Origin of the sequence: Paenibacillus jepli, assembly GCF_047238105.1 — a bacterium.
Lineage (GTDB): Bacteria > Bacillota > Bacilli > Paenibacillales > Paenibacillaceae > Paenibacillus_D.
This window is the reverse complement of the sequence record NZ_JBDFMD010000001.1, coordinates 3,891,007-3,912,521: the sequence shown is the minus strand read 5'-3', so window position 1 is coordinate 3,912,521 and position 21,515 is coordinate 3,891,007. Positions and strand designations below refer to the sequence as shown.

Sequence of the window (21,515 nt, the reverse complement as noted above, 5' to 3'; positions counted from 1 at the left end):
TGCGGCAAGACGCCGTGCAGGCGGCCTCAAGTGGGCTGCCTGTTCTCCGGCGTCTTGCTGAATTTGATGCATCTTGGCATTAATTATTGATTGTGGAAGTTCTCGTATGCTTCCGCCATCGTCAGATACGCTTCCTTGATATCTGGCTGGTTGTTGATCATATCGACATGAGCCTCGAATTCTTCCATGGTGATTTGTCCCACAACAGCCTTCGTATACATGTTGTTAAACTCGCTTTCATACTTCGGCCAAGTGTTGATCCAAGCTTCTGTAGCCGTGTACGTGTTCGGGCTGATTTTGCCGATTTCGTCGAAATGTTCGACTTCTGCAATCTTCGCATCGTTGTAAGCTTTGTCGCCGGAGGCGCTGATTACTTTGCCGAATTTGTTGTATGTCAGCACACCTGCACCTTTACTGGTCGTGTTGACTTCCTTGATGCCTTGCTCCGTCAGGATCTTCTGACCGTCTTCTTCAGTATAGTGCACGCCTTCGATACCGTAATAGGCAAAATCGGATACTTCTTCGGAAGCCGTCAGTTCAAAATAGTCGAGCAGCCGTTTCACTTTCTCTTCCGGTACCTTCTTGGAGATATAGAAGCCGCCCGCTACGCCGGTTTCCAGAGCGACAGCATCGCCCGCCGGTCCCTTAAGATGCAGGTTGAGAATCTTGGCGTCTTCCTGACCGGACATGCGCATCGCATTCTCCCAGTCATGATCCCACCAGATCGGACGACCGTAGGATGCGGCGCGGTTCGTCTTGAACAGCTCCTCTGCCTGGGACTCCTTCATAACTGCGAACTCTTGGGACATCAGCCCTTGCTCATACAGGCTGCGGAACCATGCCGTCATCTCGATGCCCTGCGGGGTCAGACGCGGTGTGATCAGGCCGCCCTCTTCATTGTAGGTCGGGTCGAACAGACCGAAGCCGACTTGGAAGGACGAGAATGGATCGTTGACATACAACAGCCCTACCGTGTCCCGTCTGCCGTTGCCGTCCAGATCGGCGTCGACAATCTGTCTCAGCGCATCCTCATACTCCTCGAACGTCGTCGGAATCGGGATATCCAGCTGCTCCAGCCAGTCCTGGCGGATCTTGATGCCGCCGTCAATCCGGGAACGGGAGCGCGGCAAGCCATAGATGCGGCCATCGACACTCAGATATTTGAGCGCATCGTCTGCCAGGTTATCTCGCAGATTCGGGTACTCGCTCATGTCGCCCAGGAAATCTGTCAGATCCCAAAATGCGCCATTCTTGATCGCTCTCAGGAACGTCGGACGGTTATTGAATTGATACGCCACGACCTCGGGCAAGTCTCCGGAAGCAAGCAGCAAGTCCAGCTTGGCGTTCAAGTCGCCGGACGGCACCCACTCCACATCCAGCTTGGCGTTGGTCATACGCTCCCATTCGGACCAGAACTCATTGTTCATATCCGGAATTTCATTATACAAGCCCGCGAACATTTTGATCGATACCGGCTCTTGGTCACCCGTCTCTTGATTCTCTGTAGAAGCTCCTGTGTTGCCTGTGTTGCCTGGATTGCTTGGCGTGTTACTCGTCGTTCCTCCGCTGCATCCTGCGAGTAATGTTGCCGCCAGTGCAAATGATACGCCGGCGTGCATCCCCTTTTTCCATGTTAACATCGCTTGACACCCTTTCCATAAATAAATGACTAGCTTTCGTCAGCGGCGCTTGCCGCTCCCGTGACTTCATCTTATCGCTGCCTGGTCAGGCGGCCTACAGACAATCCATGCCCCGTGGCGCGAGAACAAAATCCGTCTCGACAAGAACTCCTCATGCCTTGCAGCGCCTGACTTTCTCCACATCCAGGTCAATTTTTGTCCTGACGTTTTATGTTGATATCCTTAACCTTTTACCGAACCCAACATGACACCTTTGGCAAAATGCTTCTGCAGGAACGGATACACCAGGAGGATGGGCAGCATCGATAGCACGATGGTTGCCATCCGGATCGTCTCCTGCGGTACGACCGCTTCGTCACTGGAGCCGGCCTGGGCGACCGCCCCGGAATTGCCGTCGATGACGAGTGTTTTGACGAATAGCTGCAGCGTCCACTTGCTCGAATCCGACAGATAGATCAAAGCGTTAAAGAACGTATTCCAATGCATAACCGCAAAGAACAGCGTAAACGTGGCGATCGCCGGCTTCGACAGCGGGATGACGATCCGCAGGAACACGCCCATATCGGAGGCCCCGTCGATCTTCGCCGCCTGCTCCAGTTCGCCCGGAAGCGAATCCAGGAAGCTCTTGATGACGATCAGGCTCCACGCATTGGTCAGCGAGGTCCAGATCAGCGCCCAATAGGAGTTCAGCAGTCCCAGCTCTCTCACCAGAAGGTAATTCGGTACGATACCTGCACTGAACACGAGCGTGAAGATGACCATGCCCATGATCGTCTTATAGCCGGGCATTGTTCGCTTGGTCAGGCCGTACGCCATCGTGAAGGACACAACAATATTGAGAATCGTCCCAAACACAGTAATGTAGAGCGTGCTGTACAACGCATTCAAGAAGCTGTTGGTCGAGAGGATATACCTGTACGATTCCAGCGACCAGCTGTCAGGAAACAGATAAAACTTGAGCGGTACATACGTCTTGGGATCGGTAAACGACACGCTGAAGACGTAGAAAAACGGGAAGATGCAAACCAGGGAGATGAGTGCGATCAAGGTGTAGTTCACCCAGTCGAACAGGGTCAGCCCCTTTTTTTGTACAAAGCTCATCGGCCGAAGCCTCCTTGTTCGATTTTAATAAATGCCCTCGTATCCCATTCGTTTGACAACCGTATTGGCAATGACGATCAGGACCAATCCCACCAGCCCCTTGAAGAGCCCGACCGCAACCCCGATACTGATCTGCCCATTGAGGATGCCGAAGGTATAAGCATACGTATCAAATACTTCGGCCACGGACATCACCAGCGGATTCATCATCAGCAAGATCTGCTCGAAGCCGGTATCCATCATGTTGCCCAGTCTCAGCACGAGCAGAATGACAATCGTCGGACGAATCGCCGGCAGTGTGACGTGCCAGATCTGGCGGAATCGCGACGCTCCGTCGACTACCGCCGCTTCGTACCGCGAAGGATCGACGCCGGCCATGGCTGCCAGGAAGATAATCGTGCCCCATCCGGCTTCCTTCCACATCACCTGCGCGGTGATCAGGCCCCAGAAGTAATTGGGATTGGACAGGAACGAGATCGTATTGCCCCCCGACTCGGCGATCAGCTTGTTGACGATCCCGATATCGGCCGACAGGACGAAGAAGGTCATACTCGCCACGACGACCCAGGACAGGAAGTGCGGCAGGTACACGATCGACTGGTTGAAGCGCTTGAACGCCTCGTGCCGGATCTCATTGAGCATCAACGCCAGCAAGATCGGCACGGGAAAGTGGAAGACCAGCCCGATCAGATTAATCATAAAGGTATTGCGAAGCATAATATAAAACTTGGGATCGTTGAATAAGTCCTGGAAGTGGGCAAATCCGACCCATTCACTTCCGGCAAATCCCATATACGGATTATAATTCATCAGGGACAACAGCAGCCCCCACATCGGCACGAATTTGAACAGGATAAAGAAGATGACGCCAGGCAGAATAAGCATGTAAATGGTCTTATGCTGCTTGATGCGCGTCCATAGCCCGGTATGGGTCCGGACCGGACCGCCGGACGGTTTCACTGCGCTTGGTACCGCTTTTGCAGAATTCATGTATGATGCTCCCCGCTAGTTGTGACATCTGCTCGGCCGATCCGGATCGCCTCATAGCGTCCCTCGCAGCCGATCTCCAGCACGGCGCCGGCCTTGGTATGCTGCAGCGGCACCTGTGCTCCGGTTCGCAGTGAGTAGGCAGTGGCCTGCGGCGGAATGCCCTGCAGGGAAAACCGCATCGGCGCGATCGGCAGCGCTTCGGTATAGGTCGTGCCGTTGAAGCCGGAGAGATTGACGAGCTGCAGCAGCAGATCCGCTCCGTCCGGTGAATCGCCAATCCGATGGACAAACGTCTCCACGACCGATGGCGCATCGGTATCCAGGGCAAGCCGGCCTTCCAGCAGCTGCTCGAGCACGTCGGTGACCGCGTACTTGTGATCTTCATAGCCATGTCTATAGTACATTGCCCCCGGCGTAAAAGCATAGTTCGCCGCGCAGCCCTTGCCCGGTCCGCCACGGATCAGACCGAGCCCGTAACGCCCGCTGCATTGATGACCGTATGCCCGCTCTGGCGGGCCGAATGTCGCGGCTTCGATGTAAGGCAACAGCTGCTCTGCCGCTTGGTCTTCATACTGCAGCACTGCGAACTTGTCGCTGCCGATGATCCAGCCTCTGCCCTCCAGGCTGCGGAACCGTCCGGTATCCGAGGTATCAAAGTACGAGGCTGTCACATCCGTCTCGATACCTGTGCATACCGCACCGAACAGACGCTTCAGCGTTGCGGCATCTGCGGTCAGGGCCAGGCCTGTCCCGATCAGATGAACACCTGCCTGTCGAAGCGAATCCACCGCATCCGCCTGATCCTGCTCCAGCCGATGCACGCCGGGCAGGATCACCGCTTTGGACCGCTCTAGCTGCTCCAGCTGCGGGACGAGCCGCTCTTGGGTCACAACCGCAAAGGGGATATGCCGCTCCTTCAGCATCTTGAACACACCCAGATATTCATCGCGGGCCGGTCCATGGTCCGGCTTGATCAGCGTGACGTCATAGACAGGCTGCAGCCGGTCAAAGACCTCCTGGTGCCGATGCTGGAAGCGGAAGACCTCCTGCGCCGAAGCAAAATTGGCCCGGTCCGGGTAGCCTTCGAAGACGCCGATGATGCAGAAATCAAGGTTCGAGCCATTCGCCAGATTCTCGTACAGCCGGACCTCATTCTCATGCCGGGATACGCCTGTGAACCGGTAGTTGAGATCAATAGCATTGATGCTGCAATTGCTGGCCCACTTATCTCGATAACTCCCTTCCACGGAAGCCACATTCTCTGAAGCGGAGTACAGCCAGAGCGGATAAGGACGACTAAGCGCGGTATTCGACTCTTTGCGTACCAAATCCACTTTATGGGGATGATACGTACAGATGGCGACATCCGGCCGCTTGGCCTTTACCATATCATGGATGCGTTCGAGCACCTCGCGGGCAGTGAACTCCTGAAACTTTTTGTACGTGGCATGCAGTGGATGATCCGCGCCCTCATACGTTGTCAGATCCTCGCCGCTATAGTCATGGAAACGCCTTCTGCAGTTCTCACAATAGCACGGACCATAAAAGTTGCCGCTGTAGTCCCAATGCTGATAACCGAACATATTGAAGAAAATTCCATCTACCGCATAATTCGAAATGACTTCTTCAATCATCCGCAGCGACAGCTCCTGCTGGTACTCGCTATTCAGACAGGTATGCACGATCCCGTGATAGTTGACCTCCCGGCCGTCCCGCGTCCGGTAGAACCACTCGGGATGCTTCTCAAAGAGACTCTCGTGCGCCTTGCTGAAGTCGAAGCGAGCGATGAAGCGCATCCCTTGCTGATGAGCCTTCTCCACCGCCTCGCCCAGCAGGTCTTTTTTGAGATAAGGCGTTTTATATTGAAACGCCAGCTTGGTTGGGTAGAATGCAAACATCCCCCCGGCATTCATCATTAACGTGTTGGCTTCGTACTTCTTCAGCTCTTTCATAAGGAGATCGACATCCAGATCGGCATCGATCTCGCGCAGGTTATTTTGTATCATGCGCAGTCTGTGTTCCGTCCACCAAGTCACACCGCATCCTCCTCTGCCATTCGTTGCACTCATTATATAAGTCCTGCGGCAGGCATCCCACAGACAGTTTTTGCATCGCCTATAGTGCAAGTTATGACCCTTTGACATCATTCGCGAGCCCTTGCATTGCCCGGGAAATAACAGGCTGACGCGTGGCGTTGTCTATTCAGACAATATTCCACTGCATAAGATGTCCGAATCCAGGCAAGTCCCATGACACGAGATGCGCTCTAAAAAAAGGATGAGGCGAAGAGGAAATGCGCGGATCTGGCGATGCAACGGTTTGGCAATTCGTCGGATTTGTGACATATTAAAGGGTATGGGTCAAAGATCGAGCGGCTAGGTTAATAATGTATGTAACATGAGGGAATCCAAAAAGTCAGGAAGATTAATCGCTACCTTAAATGGAGGAGATAGATATGTTAAGCGCAAGCCCATTTATCGTCGTACCGAGCGTTAGAGACGCGCTGGATTATTATCAGCCGATGTTCGGCGGGGAGATCAAGATTCTGAACGAGAATGAAGGGACCATCTTCCATGCGGAGCTCCATCTGGGCAGCAGTCTGCTCCACTTCGCCCACGATTACGGCCGCATCCCCAAGGGCGAGAATGTCCGGGTCATCATGCAGTTCGATAATGAAGAAGAGATCAAACATGTTTTCGAGCTGCTGGCCAAGGAAGGCTCCATCTTCGTGCCGCTGGAAGATACCTTCTTCGGAGCGCTGCACGGGGAAGTGATCGACGCTCAGCATGGTATCTGCTGGGTCTTGAATCACTTCCGTTCTTAAATGTGGGAGGAACTTCCATTTTAAAACGGGAAGCTGAGGGAATAAAAAGTGCGTTGCAGTGCAGTGTGGGCGGCCGGTTCCGGTGCTCTAAGGAACAAAAAGTGCGCTGCAGCTCAGCGGCCGGCCGGTTCCCGCGCTCTAAGGAACAAAAAGTGCGCTGCAGCTCAGCGGACGGCCGGTTCCGGCGCTCTAAGGAACAAAAAGTGCGTTGCAGCTCAGTGGACGGCCTGTTCCCGCGCTCTAAGGAACAAAAAGTGCGTTCCAGCTCAGCGGACGGCCAATTCCCGCGCTCTAAGGAACAAAAAGTGCGTTCCAGCTCAGCGGACGGCCGGTTCCCGCGCTCTAAGGAACAAAAAGTGCGTTGCAGCTCAGTGGACGACCGGTTCCTGGTTATGCTCATCAGTTATAGCCTGACTCCCAAGAATCATACGCTAGAATTGAAAAAAATAGGCTCCTTCCTCCGCCGATGCGGCGAGGGATGGAGCCTATTGCTTTACTTGGTGAAAACAGCACCGTGACGCACACCTGCGGGGAGCCTCACTTCGGCGGTGATTTCCTGCCAGGTCCTCAGATCGCTCGAGCGATAAGCACTGTAGAAACGTTCGTGGAAGCCGTCGACCAGCATGATCCACTCCCGGCTGCCGCCCTTCTCTGCAGTGTACAGCGTTGGACCTTCGGTCAGCGGCGCCGTCAGCAACTCCGACAAGTCCTGCATCTCCGGTCGGTCGCTGCCGTCCTTGGCGAAGGTGCAGGAGCGCATCGCTTTGTAATCGGTGCCCGGCTCGTTGACGCCGCGCTCATCCTTGAAGAGCATATAAGAGACATCGCCTATATCCGTGACGCAGGCGTCGATGACATTGTAGCCCGGGTCAAAAAACAGTGCCGCCTCAGAGAACCGCTCAAAGTCCGGGGTCGTCACCGACCAGATCCGGTGATTGCGCGGGCCTTCGCCGACGGTCGAGGACCAGATGATCCGGTAAGCTTCCGCACCCCCGTCATAGAAAATCTCCGGCGCCCATGTATTCTGCGTCTGCGGCAGATGCTCCATAAGCGGAATCAGCTTGGCGTCCTGCCAGTCCAGCAGATCGCGGGAGCGTGCATACCCGATACTCCGGCTGTTCCAGCCGTCCGTCCACACCAGATGATAATACCCGTCAAGACTGCGTATAATAAACGGATCCCGGATTTGACCCGTGCCCAGGGTAGAGGCAAACACCGGCTCACCTTCATTCCACTCCTGCCAATCATACCCGTCCTCGCTCTCTGCCAGGTAGAGGCTCTCATCCTCTGTCTTGAAATAACTAAATCCCAGCATCTGCATCATCCTTCTTCCGTTAGTGTCACCTGAGTAGATTGTAGCATAATCCGCGTCTCCCTTGTCCGCTGCTTGTGTTAACCGAACCGGACATGTACAATAGAAAATATAGTAGCTCACAAAACGATTGGTTATCATATATCACTGCGTTCCCCAAGAATGCGTACTTAAGGAGGCTATTCTTACCGATGAGTATATCCGATACTATCCCATTATCCCTGCTGGACCTGGCCCCGATCACCCAAGGCAGTACGGCAACGGAGGCGTTCGAGCACACGCTTGATCTGGCCCGTCACGCCGAGGACTGGGGCTACCACCGCTACTGGCTGGCCGAGCATCACAATATGCCGGGCATCGCCAGCTCGGCCACCTCGGTCGCCATCGGCTATGTCGCCGCCGGGACCAAGCGGATCCGCGTCGGCTCCGGCGGCATCATGCTGCCCAACCACGCGCCGCTTATGATCGCCGAGCAGTTCGGGACGCTTGAGTCGATGTATCCCGGACGCATCGATCTCGGGCTGGGCCGCGCGCCAGGCTCCGATCAGCCCGCCGCCCGCGCGATCCGGCGCGGCCTGACGAGCGGAGGGCACGACTTCCCCGAGCTGCTCAGCGAGCTCCGCGCCTATCTGGATCCCACCAGAGAAGGCCGGGCTCCCGGTGTGAGGGCGGTCCCTGGCGAAGGGCTGGACATCCCGATCTGGCTGCTCGGCTCCAGCGGCTTCAGTGCCCAGTTGGCGGGACAGCTGGGACTGCCATTTGCCTTTGCCAGCCACTTCGCGCCGGATTATCTGCTGCCTGCACTCGACCTGTACCGCAGCAACTTCACGCCATCGGGCGCCTTGGAGCAGCCTCGCGCCATGGTCGGCGTCAATATCATCGTCGCGGAGACGGATGCCCAGGCCCGCTACCTGGCGACCTCGCAGGAGCAGCAGTTCCTCAATCTGATCCGCGGCGGCACCAGCCCGCTGCTGCCGCCCGTGGACGATATGGATGCGCTCTGGAGCGCCCAGGAGAAGGCGCTGGTGCGCGGCAAATTCGGCTACTCCATCGCCGGCAGTCCAGACACCGTCGCCACCCGCCTGCGGGCCATCCTGAAGGAGACGTCGGCGGACGAGATCATCGCCACCGCGCAGATCTACGACCAACAGGCGCGCCTGCGGTCGTTTGAGATGCTGATGGACATTTGGAAGGCGCTATAATCGTTTGTATCCGCACACCACACGCGAAACGTCGCGTGTGGTGTTTTGTTGCGGGGAGCGCCCCGTTGTCGCCCAAACTATGGCGCGCCGCTGTAGTTCTAGAAACTATACTTGGAGCACCCGAACTCGTTAAACCTGCCGCCAAAGCTCCTGACATAAGCCTCCCTGCACAGCGAAAAGCCTGACGCAATATCCGTCAGGCTCAGACTGTTGAGTAACATACCAAGGCAGGAGCGCTCTTTGCGTGGAATAGCGGCACAAAAGGTCGTTGCTCTTCACCTATCGGCGGTTTCGCGGCTGCAGCGGCACAAAAGGTCGTTGCTGCTAACCGCAACCATGTGTTAAGCGCACCCTGCACCCTGCGCCTTGCACCAGCGTTCACGCCAGACTGCGCCACCAAGCCGACCTCGGATACGCGGAGGAGCCGAGCGGCACCGGCTCGCCCAGTGCCGGGGTCGCAACCTTTGCATCAGCCGTCTCTGCCGCCCGGGTTGCCCGTTCGACAGGATCATTCCAGCTGTGCATCGCCAGCGTAAAGGCGCCCCAATGGATCGGCACCATCAGGCGACCGCCTACATCGAGATGCGCCCGTACCGTCTGTTCCGGGCTCATATGCACGCCAGACCAGCGTTCATCGTACTGCCCGCACTCCATGAGCGTCAGATCAAAGGGACCATAGCGCTCGCCAATCTCCTGGAAGTGTCCGCCATAGCCGCTGTCGCCGCTAAAGAACACCTTATGCTCCGCACCTTCGATCACCCAGGAGCCCCACAGGGTCGTATCGCGTCCGACCAGGCCACGGCCCGAGAAGTGACGCGCCGGCGTACAGGCAAGCCGGAGTCCCTCATAGGTCGTCTCCTGCCACCAGTCCAGCTCTTCGATCCGCTCCGCGGGCACGCCCCACCGTTCCAGGTGACTGCCCACACCGAGCGGTACGAAGAAGCGCTTGACCTTATCCTTCAGCTGGCGAATCGTCCCGTAATCGAGATGATCGTAATGATCATGCGAGATCAGGACGACATCCACATCATCCAGCTGCTCCGCCTGCAGAGGCGGCTGCTTGCTGTAGCGCTTCCCGCCCACAGCAGGTACGGGGGATGGCGCGCTGCCGAGCATCGGGTCCAGCAGCATGCGCAGTCCCTCCATCTCCAGCAGCACAGCGGAGTGCCCCAGCCAGACGGCGCGCGGCTGCCCGATGCCCTTGTCCGGGTCGAGGACCACCGGCTGGACCGGCAACGGCGTGGCCGGCCGCTGATTGGGCACCCCCCGCACATAATCGCGCAGCAGCGTCTTCATGGTCTCCCAGTTCATCCCCATGGTCGTGGGGATCAGATTGACGAACTTGCCCATGCCATACGCCGGCGATTGCCGATAGAGCAGCGTCTGCTCTTTATCCCGTTTGCCGCCAAAAACCGGATGGCAAGCAACGAACCCAAACACGCCAAGTGCACCCGCTGCCACCAATGACAGTATAATTCCTACTCCCATACCTCTCCCGCCTTCTTTTCTTTAGGATATCTTTAACGATAACCCTTCCGCGCGGGCATTTCAACTTTTCTGCCTGGACACGCCTTGCAGCTGCTATCCGCGCCCTCCGCCCTGCACGCTCGCCCAACGGTCCAGCTCATTGGTGCAGACCAGCACCTCCGGCCAGTCCCGGGCGTACCGGCGCATCACCGCCTCCTCATCGATGGTCCAGGCGATCAGTTGGACCTCCTCGCGCTCGCAAGCCCGGACGAAGGCGTCTGTGATAAACGGATGGCCGATCGACAGGTAGCGGACCCGGTACTGCTTCATCCATGGGAAGAACGCGGGCGAGACGCTGCTGTTGATGATGCCCAGCCGGATCCGCTCCGAGAGCTCCCGCAGCCGCTGGATGGCATAGTGGTCAAAGGACGTAATGAATACTTCGTCATACAACTCATGCTGGCGGATAACGTCCAGCACCGCCTGTTCCAGTCCGGGATGACGATCGCCCGCCTGCTTCAGCTCGATATCTACCTGGATCCTGCCCTTCGCCAGCAGCAACGCCTCCTCCAGTGTCGGCACCCGCTCGCCGCCGGGAAGATGCAGGCGCTGCAGCTCTTCGCATGTATAATCTGCGACCCGGCCGCTGCCGTCCGTCATCCGGTCGACCGTCTCGTCATGCATCACCATCGGGATGCCATCCTTGCTTAGGTGGACGTCGATCTCCAGATACGCAAAGCCTTTATCGATCGCCGACTGAAACGACATCAGGGAATTCTCCGCGTGCTTGCCCGGGTCGCCCCGGTGCGCCATACCGTAGATTGTCACCGCTATCCCTCCTTCTGTTCTGTTATACTGCAGAACGTCGATATGGCCTCCACCACACCTTCCCCGTAACTGCCGCTGCACACGTAATCGGCCTGATCCTTGAGCAGCGGATGGCTGTTGCCGACGGCTACGCCGATCCCCGCATGCTCCAGCATATCCAGGTCATTGAGCTGATTGCCGATCGCCATCACCTGTCCGGGCTCCAGTTCCAGCTCCTCCAGCACCCGGGCCAACGCCTTGCCCTTGCTATGCCCGCCCGGGATGATCTCCAGGTAGTGATGCTCCGACTGGACGGCGTCATAGCGTCCGCCGAGCATGCCCGTTACTGGCTCCCACAGCGTGCTGGCGAGCACCAGATCGCCGATGAGGATCACCTTCAGCACCCGTCCCGAGCGCCAATCCTCGGCTGCATCCACCAGCTCGCAAGCGACCCGCTCCTTCGCTTCGAATGCCTCGACCTCGGCCGTCCGCCTCAGCGTCCGCACCCGCTCATCCTCGAACAGCAGCACGGTCAATCCCCGACGGTCCGCCTCCTCCAGCATCGGCGCCAGCTCCTCCAGCCCGATCGTATCCCGGGCCAGCAGCCGGTCGCCCTGGGCGATCACCGAGCCGTTGCATAGGATGTAGGGCGCTGTCAGACTCAGCTGCCGGACGATCCGGCGCGCGGTCAGCTGCGGCCGCCCGGTAGCGACCGTGAACAGGCCGCCGCCGCTTACATAGTTCCGGATCGTATGCGCTACTTGCTCCGAAAGCTCATTCTGGGCGGACAACAAGGTCCCGTCCACATCGCATACGATTAATTTGATATCTTTCACAGATTACCTTCCTTTCCCGAGCGCTGTCACGCACACGCTCCTGCCGCTCTTACTGAGCGCTATACCGGTCATAAGCCGCCTGATGGATACGCATATACTCGTCTAGCCCCATGCTCTCCACCTGCTGGACGTAAGCGTCCCACTCGCTGAACGATTTGGAACCGTTGATGAACTGAGCTTCCGTCTCCGTGATGAAGGTCTGCAGATCGCTGCCGACCGAGCTCAAGAATTCTGTTTCTTCCTCGGTGTAGTTGAAGGAATACCATTGCTCCTCCAGCGCATGCGGTGCCGCCTTCTCTCCTGTTGCGACCGCCTCCGGCAGCGTCTCCGAGCCTTTGAAATATTTCTCCTGCACATACCCCGGATAACTGCCGCCCAGCCAGGTGACATACTTGGTCAGCGCCTGGTCCATGCTGAGACCGTCCGGGTTGCTTGTGATCTCGTCGATGAACTCCAGCGTACCGTCTTCGGCGACGTTGTAGCTCACGCCTTCCAGACCCATGAAGTAGAAGGTCGCGCCCTCATCGCCGTAGAAATGATCGATCCAGCGGATCGTCGCCTCCGGATGCTCGTTCTTGTCCGTGATGACAAAGGCGCCAGGCCACACCATCGGCAGCTTGATGTGGCTGTACAGCTGGTCGCCGTGCGGACCCTGGAGCGCCCCGAGCCCAACATAATTTTCGCCATTGAACTGCGTCTTCGGATTCGGATTGATCGTCGCGCCCAGGCGCTCCTCGCCGCCCTTCGCATAGAGCTGGCTGCCATCCTGGGTGAAGATATCCTTGTCGATCAGTCCTTCCGCATACAGCTTGTTCACATACTCCAGCACCTCGCGGAACCGGTCGTCCGTGCGGTAGAAGCGCAAGCCCCCGCTATCCGGATCGGCGTCGACATATTTGTGGCCGAGACCGCGGTTGCCGAGTCCCCACGCACCCATGATCTGCTCGATAAACGGGTAAATGCCTGTGCCGCTGTACGGGATCTCGTCCGCTTGGCCATTGCCGTTGAGATCCGTCGCCTTGACGGCCTTCAGATATTCGTAGAGCTCGTCCGTCGTCACCGGCTCCTCCATCCCCAGCTGATCCAGCCAATCCTGCTTCACCCACAGCGGCGTCCCGATCAGCATCGGCAGGAAATCCGGCCTGTAGAAGGTAGGAAACGAGTAAATATTGCCGTCCGGCATCGTCAGCGCTCTTCTCAGATCGGGGTATTCCTCCATCAGCTTGCTGAAGTTCGGCGCATGCTTCTCGATCAGATCGTTCAGCGGGAGGAACACGCCCTGGGCGCCGTACCGCATCAGATCGGCGGCCGGGACGCGGGCCGAGTAGAAGCCGTCGGGATAATCGCCGTTGGCAAGCGCCAAATTGCGCCGTTCGGTGAGCGATTCGAAGGGTACCAGATTGAAGTTGACGTCGATGCCGGACTGCTTGGCATACTCGCTCCAGACTAGCGTCTCTTCGAAGTTGCTGCCGTTGGTGGCCGCCTTGCCCGTGAAGAATGTCAGCTCAAGCGGCTCATTAACGATCGGCATCCCCGTCGGATTGAACGCTGCCGGCGCACTGCTCTCCCCATTGTTACTGCCTGCATTGCCAGTGCCATTGCCGCTTGCATTGCTGTTGGCTCCCTGGCTGCAGCCTGCCATCAGCGATACGGCCAATACCGTCGTTGCCGCTCTGGCGGCCCATCTTTTCTTGGTTCGGTTCATTGTTACTACCTCCTATAAATGGTTGTTGGTAAGGTGGTATAATACGCTATTGTTGCTTGACAGCTATGCAGGAGCGAAGGGAAGAGGGTGGCTGGAGAAGCGAAGCGCTCGCCTTTGTTCCCGGATTTCCACCGTATCCCCTTCTAATCAGGAAATCTGGGAACAACAGCGATCGGAAGTCCCCTCTCTCCTGCAGCGGTCTCTCGCATAACATGTCTGGCACTTTGAGTATTGGGCTGCTTAACCAGCTATCCCTTTATAGCCCCAATCATGACGCCCTTGGCAAAATACTTCTGCAAGAATGGATACAGCATCAGAATCGGCAGATTCGCCACGATGACCATCGCATATTTGACCGCCTCCCTGTCCAGAATATTCTGCGCATTGGTATTGTCGCCGACATTAACCATCTCCTCCATCTGATCCTGGATCAGAATCTCCCGCAGGAACAGCTGCAGCGGATACAGCTCCCGGTCGGTGAGGTAGATCAGCGCATTGAAGAACGCATTCCAGTGGCCGACGCTGTAGAACAGCACCATCACGGCCAGGATCGGCGCCGACAGCGGCAGCACGATGCGGGTGAGGATCTGCAGGTTGCGGCAGCCGTCGATCTGGGCCGCCTCCTGGATGCCGTCCGGGATGCTGCTCTGGAAGAAGGTCCGCATGATGATGATATTCCACACAGACACCGCCCCCGGGAGGATGAGCGCCCACATCGTGTTCATGATGCCGAGGGAGCGCACGACCATGTAGGTCGGGATCAGGCCGCCGCTGAAGAACAGCGTGAATACCATCATGCCCGTGAACAGATGTCGCCCCCGGAAATCGCGGCGCGAAAGCGGGTAGGCGGCCATCACCGTCAGGATGACGTTGACCAGCGTGCCTACGCTCGTATAGAGCAGGGTATTGAGATAGCCGGTGAGCACCTCGCGGTTCTGGAAGATCTTCTCGTAGCCGACCAGCGAGATATCCCGCGGCCACAGCCACATCTGGCCATTGAAGACATAGGTCTGATTGCTGATCGAGGCGCTGAAGACGAACACCAGCGGATAGATGACCGCCAGGGCGATCAGGCTGAGCAGGATCAGATTGACGATCTCGACGATGTGGTCCTGGACACTTTGTCTCATACTGCCTTCCTCCCTACCATAGACTGGTCTCGCTCAACCTGCGGGCGATCCGGTTCACGGCGAGCAGCAGGACAAAGCTGACGATGGAATTGAACAGGCCGACCGCGGCCGAGAAGCTGTACTGGGCCCCGATGATGCCGCTCCGGTACACATAGGTGGAGATGACGTCGGAAGCCGGCATGTTGAGCGAATTCTGCATCAGGAACACCTTCTCGAAGCCGACGCCCATGATGCTGCCGACGTTCAGGATCAGCAGGATGACGATGGTCGGCCGGATGCCCGGCAGATTGATATGCCAGATCCGCTACAGCCGGGACGCCCCGTCGACTCTGGCCGCCTCATGCTGTTGCGGGTCGATGCCCGCCAGCGCCGCCAGATAGATGACCGAGCTCCAGCCCATATGCTGCCACACTCCGGAGAGCACATAGACCGACTTGAACCATTCCGGCTGCGTCATGAACGCGATCTCACTGCCTCCGAACGCCCGGATGATGACATTGACGATCCCCTGGTTCGGCGACAGGAACATGACCACCATGCCGACGACGACGACCGTAGAGAGGAAGTGCGGCGCATACGTGATCGTCTGCACCCACCGCCGGAACATCTTTTGCCTCACCTCATTGATCATCAGCGCCAGCATGATCGGTACCGGGAAGCCGACTGCGAGCTCGTAGAGGCTGATGCCCAGCGTATTGCGGATGAGCCGCCAGAAGAAATAGCTGTCGAAGAAGCGCTCGAAGTGCTTGAAGCCGACCCACGGACTGCCCCAGATGCCCCGGCTGGCGATAAAGTCCTTGAAGGCAATCTGCACGCCGTACATCGGCCAGTACTCGAACACGATGAAATAGATGAGCACTGGCGAAATGAGCAGGTACAGCTCCCAATTTTTACGCAATGACTTCAGCAACATTGGATCTCCTTTCCGTTTGCAAGCATGCCAAAAAAGACCATGAGCACACGAGCCCAGTCCAAACACGCACCCGTACCGTTCACACGGCGGGGGATACACGCGCTTGACTGTGGTCTCGGGTTTTCTCATCGTCTCTACCCTAAACAATCACTTGTATGAAATTAGGCTCGTCTTACAACAAACTACCAAAATCTTGAGTCGCCGACGGACACATAGTCCGCGCCGCTCTCCAGCGCCTGCGCGATCTCTTCCTCCGAACGGATCAATCCGCCGACTATAAGCGGCTGCTTCACCCGGCTCTTCACCTCTTGGATGATACGGGGCATCAAGCCCGGCATCAGCTCCACCTCATCCGGCTGGCTGGCGCCGATCATCCGGATCGCCGTATCCACGGCAGCGGAGTCGATGGCAAAGAAACGCTGGATCGTGGCCAGTCCCGCCTGCTTGGCGTGCGAGATGGCGTTGCTCTTAGTCGTGATGATGCCGTCAATCCCGAATTGCTCCGATAGAAACCGCATCGCCGCCGCATCGCGGCCCAGCCCGCCCACCATCTCGATGTGGACGAATACCCGCCGCCCGCCTTCGCGAAGCTGCTGGACCAGATCGTGCAAGGTATTGATGTTGCCTGTCATCAGATTGATGCGCTGGACCCGGCTGCTTAACGCCGCCGCCACCTGGTCTTCCCGGGTGATGGACGCGATCATTGGTCTGCTCATGCTGCGTCTTCCCTCCTCTGCTGACATGTCCCAGTATGGAGGGTTAATGTTCGGGCATTGTTAGCTTCATTTTAAGAAAAGGTAAACCCGATACCCCGGATTGACTTTAAATGGGTCTTTATTTTATGATTAATAAACTAACAGTCGGTTTATAAAAGGGAGTGTGTGTATGGCTCGCAAAATAAATGAGGTTGAACATACGACCAAGCGAAACGCTATTCTTGACGAGGCTTATCGTTTAATTTTAGACAAAGGTTTTGAACAGATGACCATTCAGGATATAACGGATGCCCTTCACATTTCCAGAGGAGCCTTCTTCCATTATTTCCACTCCAAACATTCCCTCTTGGAGGCGTTGCTTGATCGATTGCTGGATAAGATTGAGCAGGAGGTGACTTCCGTCCTTCTTCATCATTCCCCGGTTGTTGATAAACTGCAAGCCTTTTTCGGCACGATTATGGAATTAAAAACGAGAGAGAATCGGATGCTTCTGAAGCTATTGCAAACCTGGTACTCGGATGGCAATGCGCTTGTCCGCCACAAGTTTCGAACCGCCAAGCTGCAACGATTCACCCCTATCCTACAAGACATCATCCGGGAGTCCCGCCCTGAACGGTGGCCGCGAGGGGCAAACGAGCATATCGGGGAAGTGGCACTAAGTGTAGCGCTGGACCTTTCGGACGCCTTTGCAAGATCGCTCCTTGCCTCTGGACCAGACACGCCTTCAACTCTGGAAAGTATTGTTTCTGCGTATACTGAGGCAATCGAACGCATCCTCGACCTCCCGGACAGCTCATTTAGTAGTATGAACCAAGCATTTCTCGAGAGATGGATGGCCATAAAGCCGGAGGTGACCGATGAATAACGAAGGTTTACATTCCATGCAAAGCTATCGTTTGGAACGAAAGGGATGTCAGATTCATTACTGGCTAACGGGGGAGCATAGTCTTCCCGCAAAGCCGGTAATTATCTTCACGCACGGAGCTTCTCTGGATCATCATATGTTCGATACTCAGGTCCCTCTATTGCTGGAAGCGGGTTACCCCGTGCTATCTTGGGATGTCCGCGGCCATGGATTATCGAAGCCGATCGGAGAAAGGTTTGATGTACAGACGGCTGTAGAGGATTTACAAGCGATTATCGATAAGCACGAGCTCGGCAACATCATCTTGGTCGGCCATTCATTCGGAGGCTATGTGTCCCAACAGTTGACTTTTCAAGATCCTGAACGAGTGGCGGCGCTCGCTGTTATTGGTTGTACGGATATGACAGCCCAGCCCTCTCTCGTCATGCGGCTGGCTTATCGCAACATGGCACGCCTATTCCGTCTGATTCCCGACAGGAAATTGCGTCAACAATTTGCTGAAGGCATGGGGGTTACCCCGCAAGTGCGGGATTACGCCCTGCGTGCTACCAACCAATTAAGTCGGGAAGAATTCATCTATGTGATGAGCAAAGGCGTCGAGCCTTTATATCAGGATCCCGGTTTCGGAGAAGGGTATTCAATCCCCAAACCGTTTTTACTCACCATAGGGGAGCGGGACACTGCTGGAAATGGAGTCTTCTTGAGAACATCGTCTGACTGGGCTAAACGCGAGCCAAACTGTCAATATGAGATCATACCCGATGCTGGCCACAACACGAATCAAGATAATCCGAACATTTTCAACCCCATCCTTATCCGATTCATTGACAAAGCTGCTCGCCACAAGAACGATCCGTTACCCTGAGGCCTTGTGCTGCGGACAGACGGATATATTACTTGGGAAGCAGAGAGGCATATTGCCTGCGCAGGGCGTGCAAATCTTGCAAACCACAAATTCGGATAACCAACACCACTCATTTCCGCCTCCCGGTCCCAGCTCCTACAAGCTATAATAGGGATAACAAAATGCATGGGAGGAACTCACATTGTCAACCCTTAAAGTAGCTGTCATCGGCTGCGGCACCATCGCCAGCGCCTCGCACATCAAAGCTTATATGGCCAATCCCGAAGCAGAGATCAAGTACTTCTGCGACATCATCCCATCCAAGGCCGACCAGGCGGTCGCTGAGAACGGCTGCGGCATCGCCATCTCCGACTACAAGGTCGCGCTCGAAGATCCCGAGATCGACGCCGTGTCGATCTGTACGCCCAATCATGTCCATGCCTCGATCTCCATCGACTGCATGCGCGCGGGCAAGCACGTGCTCTGCGAGAAGCCGGCCGCCCGGACGTACGAGGAAGCGCTGGAGATGCAGAAGGTGCAGCATGAGACCGGCATGACCCTCAATATCGGCGTCGTCAACCGGTTCAATACGAGTGTCAATCTGATTAAGAAGATGATCGCGGACGGCGAGCTCGGCGAGCTCTACCACGTCTACGTCAGCTTCCGCGCCCATCGCTCCATCCCCGGCCTCGGCGGCGCCTTCACGACCAAAGCGATCGCCGGCGGCGGCGCGCTGATCGACTGGGGCGTGCATTTCCTGGACATCGTCATGTACTGCGCCGGCGATCCCGAGCCCAAGACCGTATCCGGCCAGACATTCAGCAAGCTAGGTGTCGATATGCAGGGCTATGCTTATGAGTCGATGTGGGCTGGACCGCCCAACTACGAGGGCACCTATGATGTCGACGATTCCGTCACGGCATTGATCCGTACCGCCGGTCCGACGATCAGCATGAACGGCGCCTGGGCGCAAAATATCGGCGAGCGCGAGATGTTCATCGACTTCCTCGGCGACAAGGCAGGCATCCGGCTTCAGTACGGCAGCAGCTTCAAGGTGTACAGCTCCAAGGACGGCGTCCTGCTGGAGACTTCGCCATCCTTCCGCTCTGTGGACATGTTCCAGGCGGAGATCGACGGCTTCCTCTCCAGTATCCGTACCGGCGAGAAGCTGCCCTCCCATATCGATACCGTCATCCTGTCGTCGAAGATTATCCAGGGGATCTATGACTCGTCCGACGCCGGCCGCGAAATTGCCTTTTAAGCGACTGTTCATTTAGAGAGGTTGTTCAATCATCTACAGGAGGGCTCTCCCATGAAAACGATCGGCTTCATCGACTATTATCTGGACGAGTGGCACGCCAACAAATATCCGCAATGGATCGAAGACGCCTCCGGCGGCGAGCTGAAGGTAACGTGCGCGTACGGTCTGGCAGACGCTCCGGGCGGCCGCACCAACGCCGACTGGGCGCGCGATATGGGCATAGAGCTGCTGAGCAGCATCGAAGAGGTGATCGCGCGCACCGATTACCTGATCGTCCTCTCCCCTGACCACCCGGAGTACCACGAGGAGCTCGCCCAGCTGCCGCTGCGCTCGGGCAAGCCGACCTATATCGACAAGACGTTTGCCCCCGACCGGGCGACGGCGCTGCGCCTGTTCGAGCTCGCGGACAAGCATGGCACGCCGCTCTTCTCCTCCTCGGCCCTGCGCTTCGCACCCGAGTATAAGGAAGCCGCCGGGCGGCCGATCGACATGCTGTTCAGCCAGGGACCCGGGCGATACGCCAACTACGCCGTCCACCAGCTCGAGCCGATCATTATGCTGATGGGCGCAGACCCGAGCCGCATCATGTCGATCGGCACGGAGCAGACGCCGTCGCTGCTGATTGGTTATCCGGATGGCAGACAAGCGGTCATGGCGCATCTGGCAGGCGGCCCGTTCCGGCTCGCCTGGCAGGAGCAGGAGGGCCAGGCGGCGGCGCAGACAGCGGAGGCCGATTTCTTCGCGTCGTTCATTGAACATCTGGTCCAATTCTTCCAGACGGGCAGACCGCCCGTGGATCCGGCCGAGACCATCGCCATTATGACCTGCATCGAGCACGGCGCTCAGGCGATGAAGACGCCGCATCAATGGATCGAGCTGCCTGCCGCGATCCGCGAATAGAGGCGATCCTACATGGAGACTCAGGATACTGCGCAAGCAGGACGTTTGTTTCATTTCGACAATCTGTTCGAGAGCGGCGAAGCGACCTACGGCATGATCGACCTGCTGCAGATCGGTGAGATCGCCTGCGAACGGGACTATGAGATTGCGCTGCATCCGCAGCATTGCATGGAGCTCAGTTATATCGTAGCAGGCAGCGGCAGTTTCAAGGTCGGTGATGCGGCCTTTGATGTGCGAGCCGGCGATCTGATCTTCAACAACCCGGGCTATGCTCACGCCATCCAGGCCGGCGCCTCGGATATGCTTAGATTTGTCTACATGGGCTTCGATCTGAACGACCAGACCGATCCGACATGGGCCGAGCTAAGGGATTATCTCCAATCCGCGCCCTATCATATCGCCAGCGATGCCCATCATCTGCTCCTGCCCTTCATGCGGGGCATCGACGAGTTCTATAAGCAGCAGCCTTATGCGGCTACGATGATCCGCAACTGCTGCGAGACGCTCCTCGTCTCCGCCTACCGGTGCTTTACCGGAAGCGCGGGCAATGCGGCGCCTCAGCGTTCTCCGCACTCGGTAGGCCATACCGTCTACGCGGTTATCCGTTATGTCGAGACGCATATCCTGGAGCTCAAGAGCATCCAGGGGATCGCTGCTGACCTGAACTACAACGCCACCTACTTATCGCATGCTTTCAAGAGCAAGACCGGCATGACGCTGCAGCGCTACATCAACCACAAGAAGATCGAGAAGTCGCTGGAGCTGCTGGGACACGGACAGCTCCCGATCAGCCATGTGGCCGAGCAGCTCGGCTATGAGACGATCCAGTCGTTCAGCAAAGCCTTCTCCCGCATCATGGGCTATCCGCCCTCGCGTTATGTGGCGGAGCAGCGGCAGCGGCGGGGGTAGGTTTTGGTCTTCCCGTGAGATTGCCCCCCTTCGTGGTGCCCCGGGAACTTGCGCTATACGTACAAAAAAAAGAAGCCCTTCTTCGATGGCAGC

At 57.0% G+C, this 21,515-nt stretch carries 18 protein-coding genes and 1 pseudogene; 7 read left to right on the top strand and 12 right to left on the bottom strand.

Annotation, left to right across the window (positions count from 1 at the left end; all coding sequences use genetic code 11):
• Positions 1-83 precede the first annotated feature (83 nt).
• From ABC336_RS17095 to ABC336_RS17080, 4 genes are all read right to left on the bottom strand, one after another.
• Positions 84-1,640 (bottom strand): extracellular solute-binding protein, encoded by a 1,557-nt coding sequence (locus tag ABC336_RS17095; protein WP_413239783.1) that lies wholly within the window; start codon positions 1,638-1,640, stop codon positions 84-86.
• A gap of 222 nt (positions 1,641-1,862) precedes the next feature.
• Entirely contained in the window at positions 1,863-2,741 is an 879-nt protein-coding gene (locus tag ABC336_RS17090) for a carbohydrate ABC transporter permease (RefSeq protein ID WP_413239782.1), read from the bottom strand.
• Positions 2,742-2,765: 24 nt separating this feature from the next.
• Positions 2,766-3,731, bottom strand: coding sequence for an ABC transporter permease (locus tag ABC336_RS17085; protein ID WP_413239781.1), 966 nt, complete (start codon positions 3,729-3,731; stop codon positions 2,766-2,768).
• On the bottom strand, positions 3,728-5,767 hold the full coding sequence (locus tag ABC336_RS17080; protein WP_413239780.1) for a family 10 glycosylhydrolase: 2,040 nt from the start codon (positions 5,765-5,767) through the stop codon (positions 3,728-3,730). Before ABC336_RS17080 ends, ABC336_RS17085 begins: the two co-directional genes overlap by 4 nt.
• Before the next feature lie 419 nt (positions 5,768-6,186).
• On the opposite strand from ABC336_RS17080, the gene ABC336_RS17075 reads away from it, so the two are divergent.
• Entirely contained in the window at positions 6,187-6,555 is a 369-nt protein-coding gene (locus tag ABC336_RS17075) for a VOC family protein (RefSeq protein WP_413239779.1), read from the top strand.
• A gap of 493 nt (positions 6,556-7,048) precedes the next feature.
• On the opposite strand, the gene ABC336_RS17070 is transcribed toward ABC336_RS17075, so the two are convergent.
• Positions 7,049-7,870 (bottom strand): glycoside hydrolase family 43 protein, encoded by an 822-nt coding sequence (locus ABC336_RS17070; RefSeq protein ID WP_413239778.1) that lies wholly within the window; start codon positions 7,868-7,870, stop codon positions 7,049-7,051.
• Between the two features lie 188 nt (positions 7,871-8,058).
• On the opposite strand from ABC336_RS17070, the gene ABC336_RS17065 reads away from it, so the two are divergent.
• Positions 8,059-9,069 (top strand): LLM class flavin-dependent oxidoreductase, encoded by a 1,011-nt coding sequence (locus ABC336_RS17065; RefSeq protein ID WP_413239777.1) that lies wholly within the window; start codon positions 8,059-8,061, stop codon positions 9,067-9,069.
• 378 nt (positions 9,070-9,447) lie between these two features.
• Here the strand turns inward: ABC336_RS17065 and ABC336_RS17060 are convergent, their stop codons facing one another.
• The 7 genes and pseudogenes from ABC336_RS17060 to ABC336_RS17030 form a co-directional block, all read right to left on the bottom strand.
• A complete protein-coding gene (locus tag ABC336_RS17060) occupies positions 9,448-10,557 on the bottom strand; it encodes an MBL fold metallo-hydrolase (RefSeq protein WP_413239776.1) in 1,110 nt (369 codons plus the stop codon).
• Between the two features lie 93 nt (positions 10,558-10,650).
• The gene (locus ABC336_RS17055) at positions 10,651-11,364 is read right to left on the bottom strand and encodes a glycerophosphodiester phosphodiesterase (RefSeq protein ID WP_413239775.1); all 714 of its coding nucleotides are present in this window, start codon (positions 11,362-11,364) and stop codon (positions 10,651-10,653) included.
• A gap of 2 nt (positions 11,365-11,366) precedes the next feature.
• A complete protein-coding gene (locus ABC336_RS17050; protein ID WP_413239774.1) occupies positions 11,367-12,179 on the bottom strand; it encodes an HAD family hydrolase in 813 nt (270 codons plus the stop codon).
• A gap of 49 nt (positions 12,180-12,228) precedes the next feature.
• Positions 12,229-13,884, bottom strand: a complete 1,656-nt coding sequence (locus tag ABC336_RS17045) for an extracellular solute-binding protein (RefSeq protein WP_413239773.1) — start codon at positions 13,882-13,884, stop codon at positions 12,229-12,231.
• A gap of 248 nt (positions 13,885-14,132) precedes the next feature.
• A complete protein-coding gene (locus ABC336_RS17040) occupies positions 14,133-15,014 on the bottom strand; it encodes a carbohydrate ABC transporter permease (RefSeq protein ID WP_413239772.1) in 882 nt (293 codons plus the stop codon).
• Between the two features lie 13 nt (positions 15,015-15,027).
• Positions 15,028-15,927 (bottom strand): annotated as a pseudogene (locus tag ABC336_RS17035) (ABC transporter permease).
• 182 nt (positions 15,928-16,109) lie between these two features.
• Positions 16,110-16,643: a glycerol-3-phosphate responsive antiterminator gene (locus ABC336_RS17030; protein WP_413239771.1), complete on the bottom strand. Its 534-nt coding sequence runs from the start codon at positions 16,641-16,643 to the stop codon at positions 16,110-16,112.
• 169 nt (positions 16,644-16,812) lie between these two features.
• Here ABC336_RS17030 and ABC336_RS17025 point away from each other — a divergent pair, with 169 nt between their 5' ends.
• The 5 genes from ABC336_RS17025 to ABC336_RS17005 all read left to right on the top strand — a co-directional run bounded on the left by ABC336_RS17025 (position 16,813) and on the right by ABC336_RS17005 (position 21,422).
• Positions 16,813-17,508, top strand: coding sequence for a TetR/AcrR family transcriptional regulator (locus tag ABC336_RS17025; RefSeq protein ID WP_413239770.1), 696 nt, complete (start codon positions 16,813-16,815; stop codon positions 17,506-17,508).
• A complete protein-coding gene (locus ABC336_RS17020) occupies positions 17,501-18,373 on the top strand; it encodes an alpha/beta fold hydrolase (protein WP_413239769.1) in 873 nt (290 codons plus the stop codon). The genes ABC336_RS17025 and ABC336_RS17020 overlap by 8 nt, the downstream gene beginning before the upstream one ends.
• Positions 18,374-18,554: 181 nt before the next feature.
• A complete protein-coding gene (locus ABC336_RS17015; protein WP_413239768.1) occupies positions 18,555-19,613 on the top strand; it encodes a Gfo/Idh/MocA family protein in 1,059 nt (352 codons plus the stop codon).
• A 51-nt stretch (positions 19,614-19,664) separates the two neighbouring features.
• Positions 19,665-20,513: a Gfo/Idh/MocA family protein gene (locus ABC336_RS17010; protein WP_413239767.1), complete on the top strand. Its 849-nt coding sequence runs from the start codon at positions 19,665-19,667 to the stop codon at positions 20,511-20,513.
• A gap of 12 nt (positions 20,514-20,525) precedes the next feature.
• A complete protein-coding gene (locus ABC336_RS17005) occupies positions 20,526-21,422 on the top strand; it encodes an AraC family transcriptional regulator (RefSeq protein ID WP_413239766.1) in 897 nt (298 codons plus the stop codon).
• The last annotated feature ends 93 nt before the right edge of the window (positions 21,423-21,515 follow it).

Bases quoted from the DNA above. Each gene is read 5' to 3' on its own strand.
- ABC336_RS17085 (WP_413239781.1), bottom strand. From the start codon at position 3,731: ATGAATTCTGCAAAAGCGGTACCAAGCGCAGTGAAACCGTCCGGCGGT.
- ABC336_RS17025 (WP_413239770.1), top strand. From the start codon at position 16,813: ATGGCTCGCAAAATAAATGAGGTTGAACATACGACCAAGCGAAACGCT.
- ABC336_RS17010 (WP_413239767.1), top strand. From the start codon at position 19,665: ATGAAAACGATCGGCTTCATCGACTATTATCTGGACGAGTGGCACGCC.
- ABC336_RS17030 (WP_413239771.1), bottom strand. From the start codon at position 16,643: ATGAGCAGACCAATGATCGCGTCCATCACCCGGGAAGACCAGGTGGCG.
- ABC336_RS17045 (WP_413239773.1), bottom strand. From the start codon at position 13,884: ATGAACCGAACCAAGAAAAGATGGGCCGCCAGAGCGGCAACGACGGTA.
- ABC336_RS17070 (WP_413239778.1), bottom strand. From the start codon at position 7,870: ATGCTGGGATTTAGTTATTTCAAGACAGAGGATGAGAGCCTCTACCTG.
- ABC336_RS17020 (WP_413239769.1), top strand. From the start codon at position 17,501: ATGAATAACGAAGGTTTACATTCCATGCAAAGCTATCGTTTGGAACGA.
- ABC336_RS17095 (WP_413239783.1), bottom strand. From the start codon at position 1,640: ATGTTAACATGGAAAAAGGGGATGCACGCCGGCGTATCATTTGCACTG.
- ABC336_RS17005 (WP_413239766.1), top strand. From the start codon at position 20,526: ATGGAGACTCAGGATACTGCGCAAGCAGGACGTTTGTTTCATTTCGAC.
- ABC336_RS17040 (WP_413239772.1), bottom strand. From the start codon at position 15,014: ATGAGACAAAGTGTCCAGGACCACATCGTCGAGATCGTCAATCTGATC.
- ABC336_RS17075 (WP_413239779.1), top strand. From the start codon at position 6,187: ATGTTAAGCGCAAGCCCATTTATCGTCGTACCGAGCGTTAGAGACGCG.
- ABC336_RS17065 (WP_413239777.1), top strand. From the start codon at position 8,059: ATGAGTATATCCGATACTATCCCATTATCCCTGCTGGACCTGGCCCCG.
- ABC336_RS17060 (WP_413239776.1), bottom strand. From the start codon at position 10,557: ATGGGAGTAGGAATTATACTGTCATTGGTGGCAGCGGGTGCACTTGGC.
- ABC336_RS17090 (WP_413239782.1), bottom strand. From the start codon at position 2,741: ATGAGCTTTGTACAAAAAAAGGGGCTGACCCTGTTCGACTGGGTGAAC.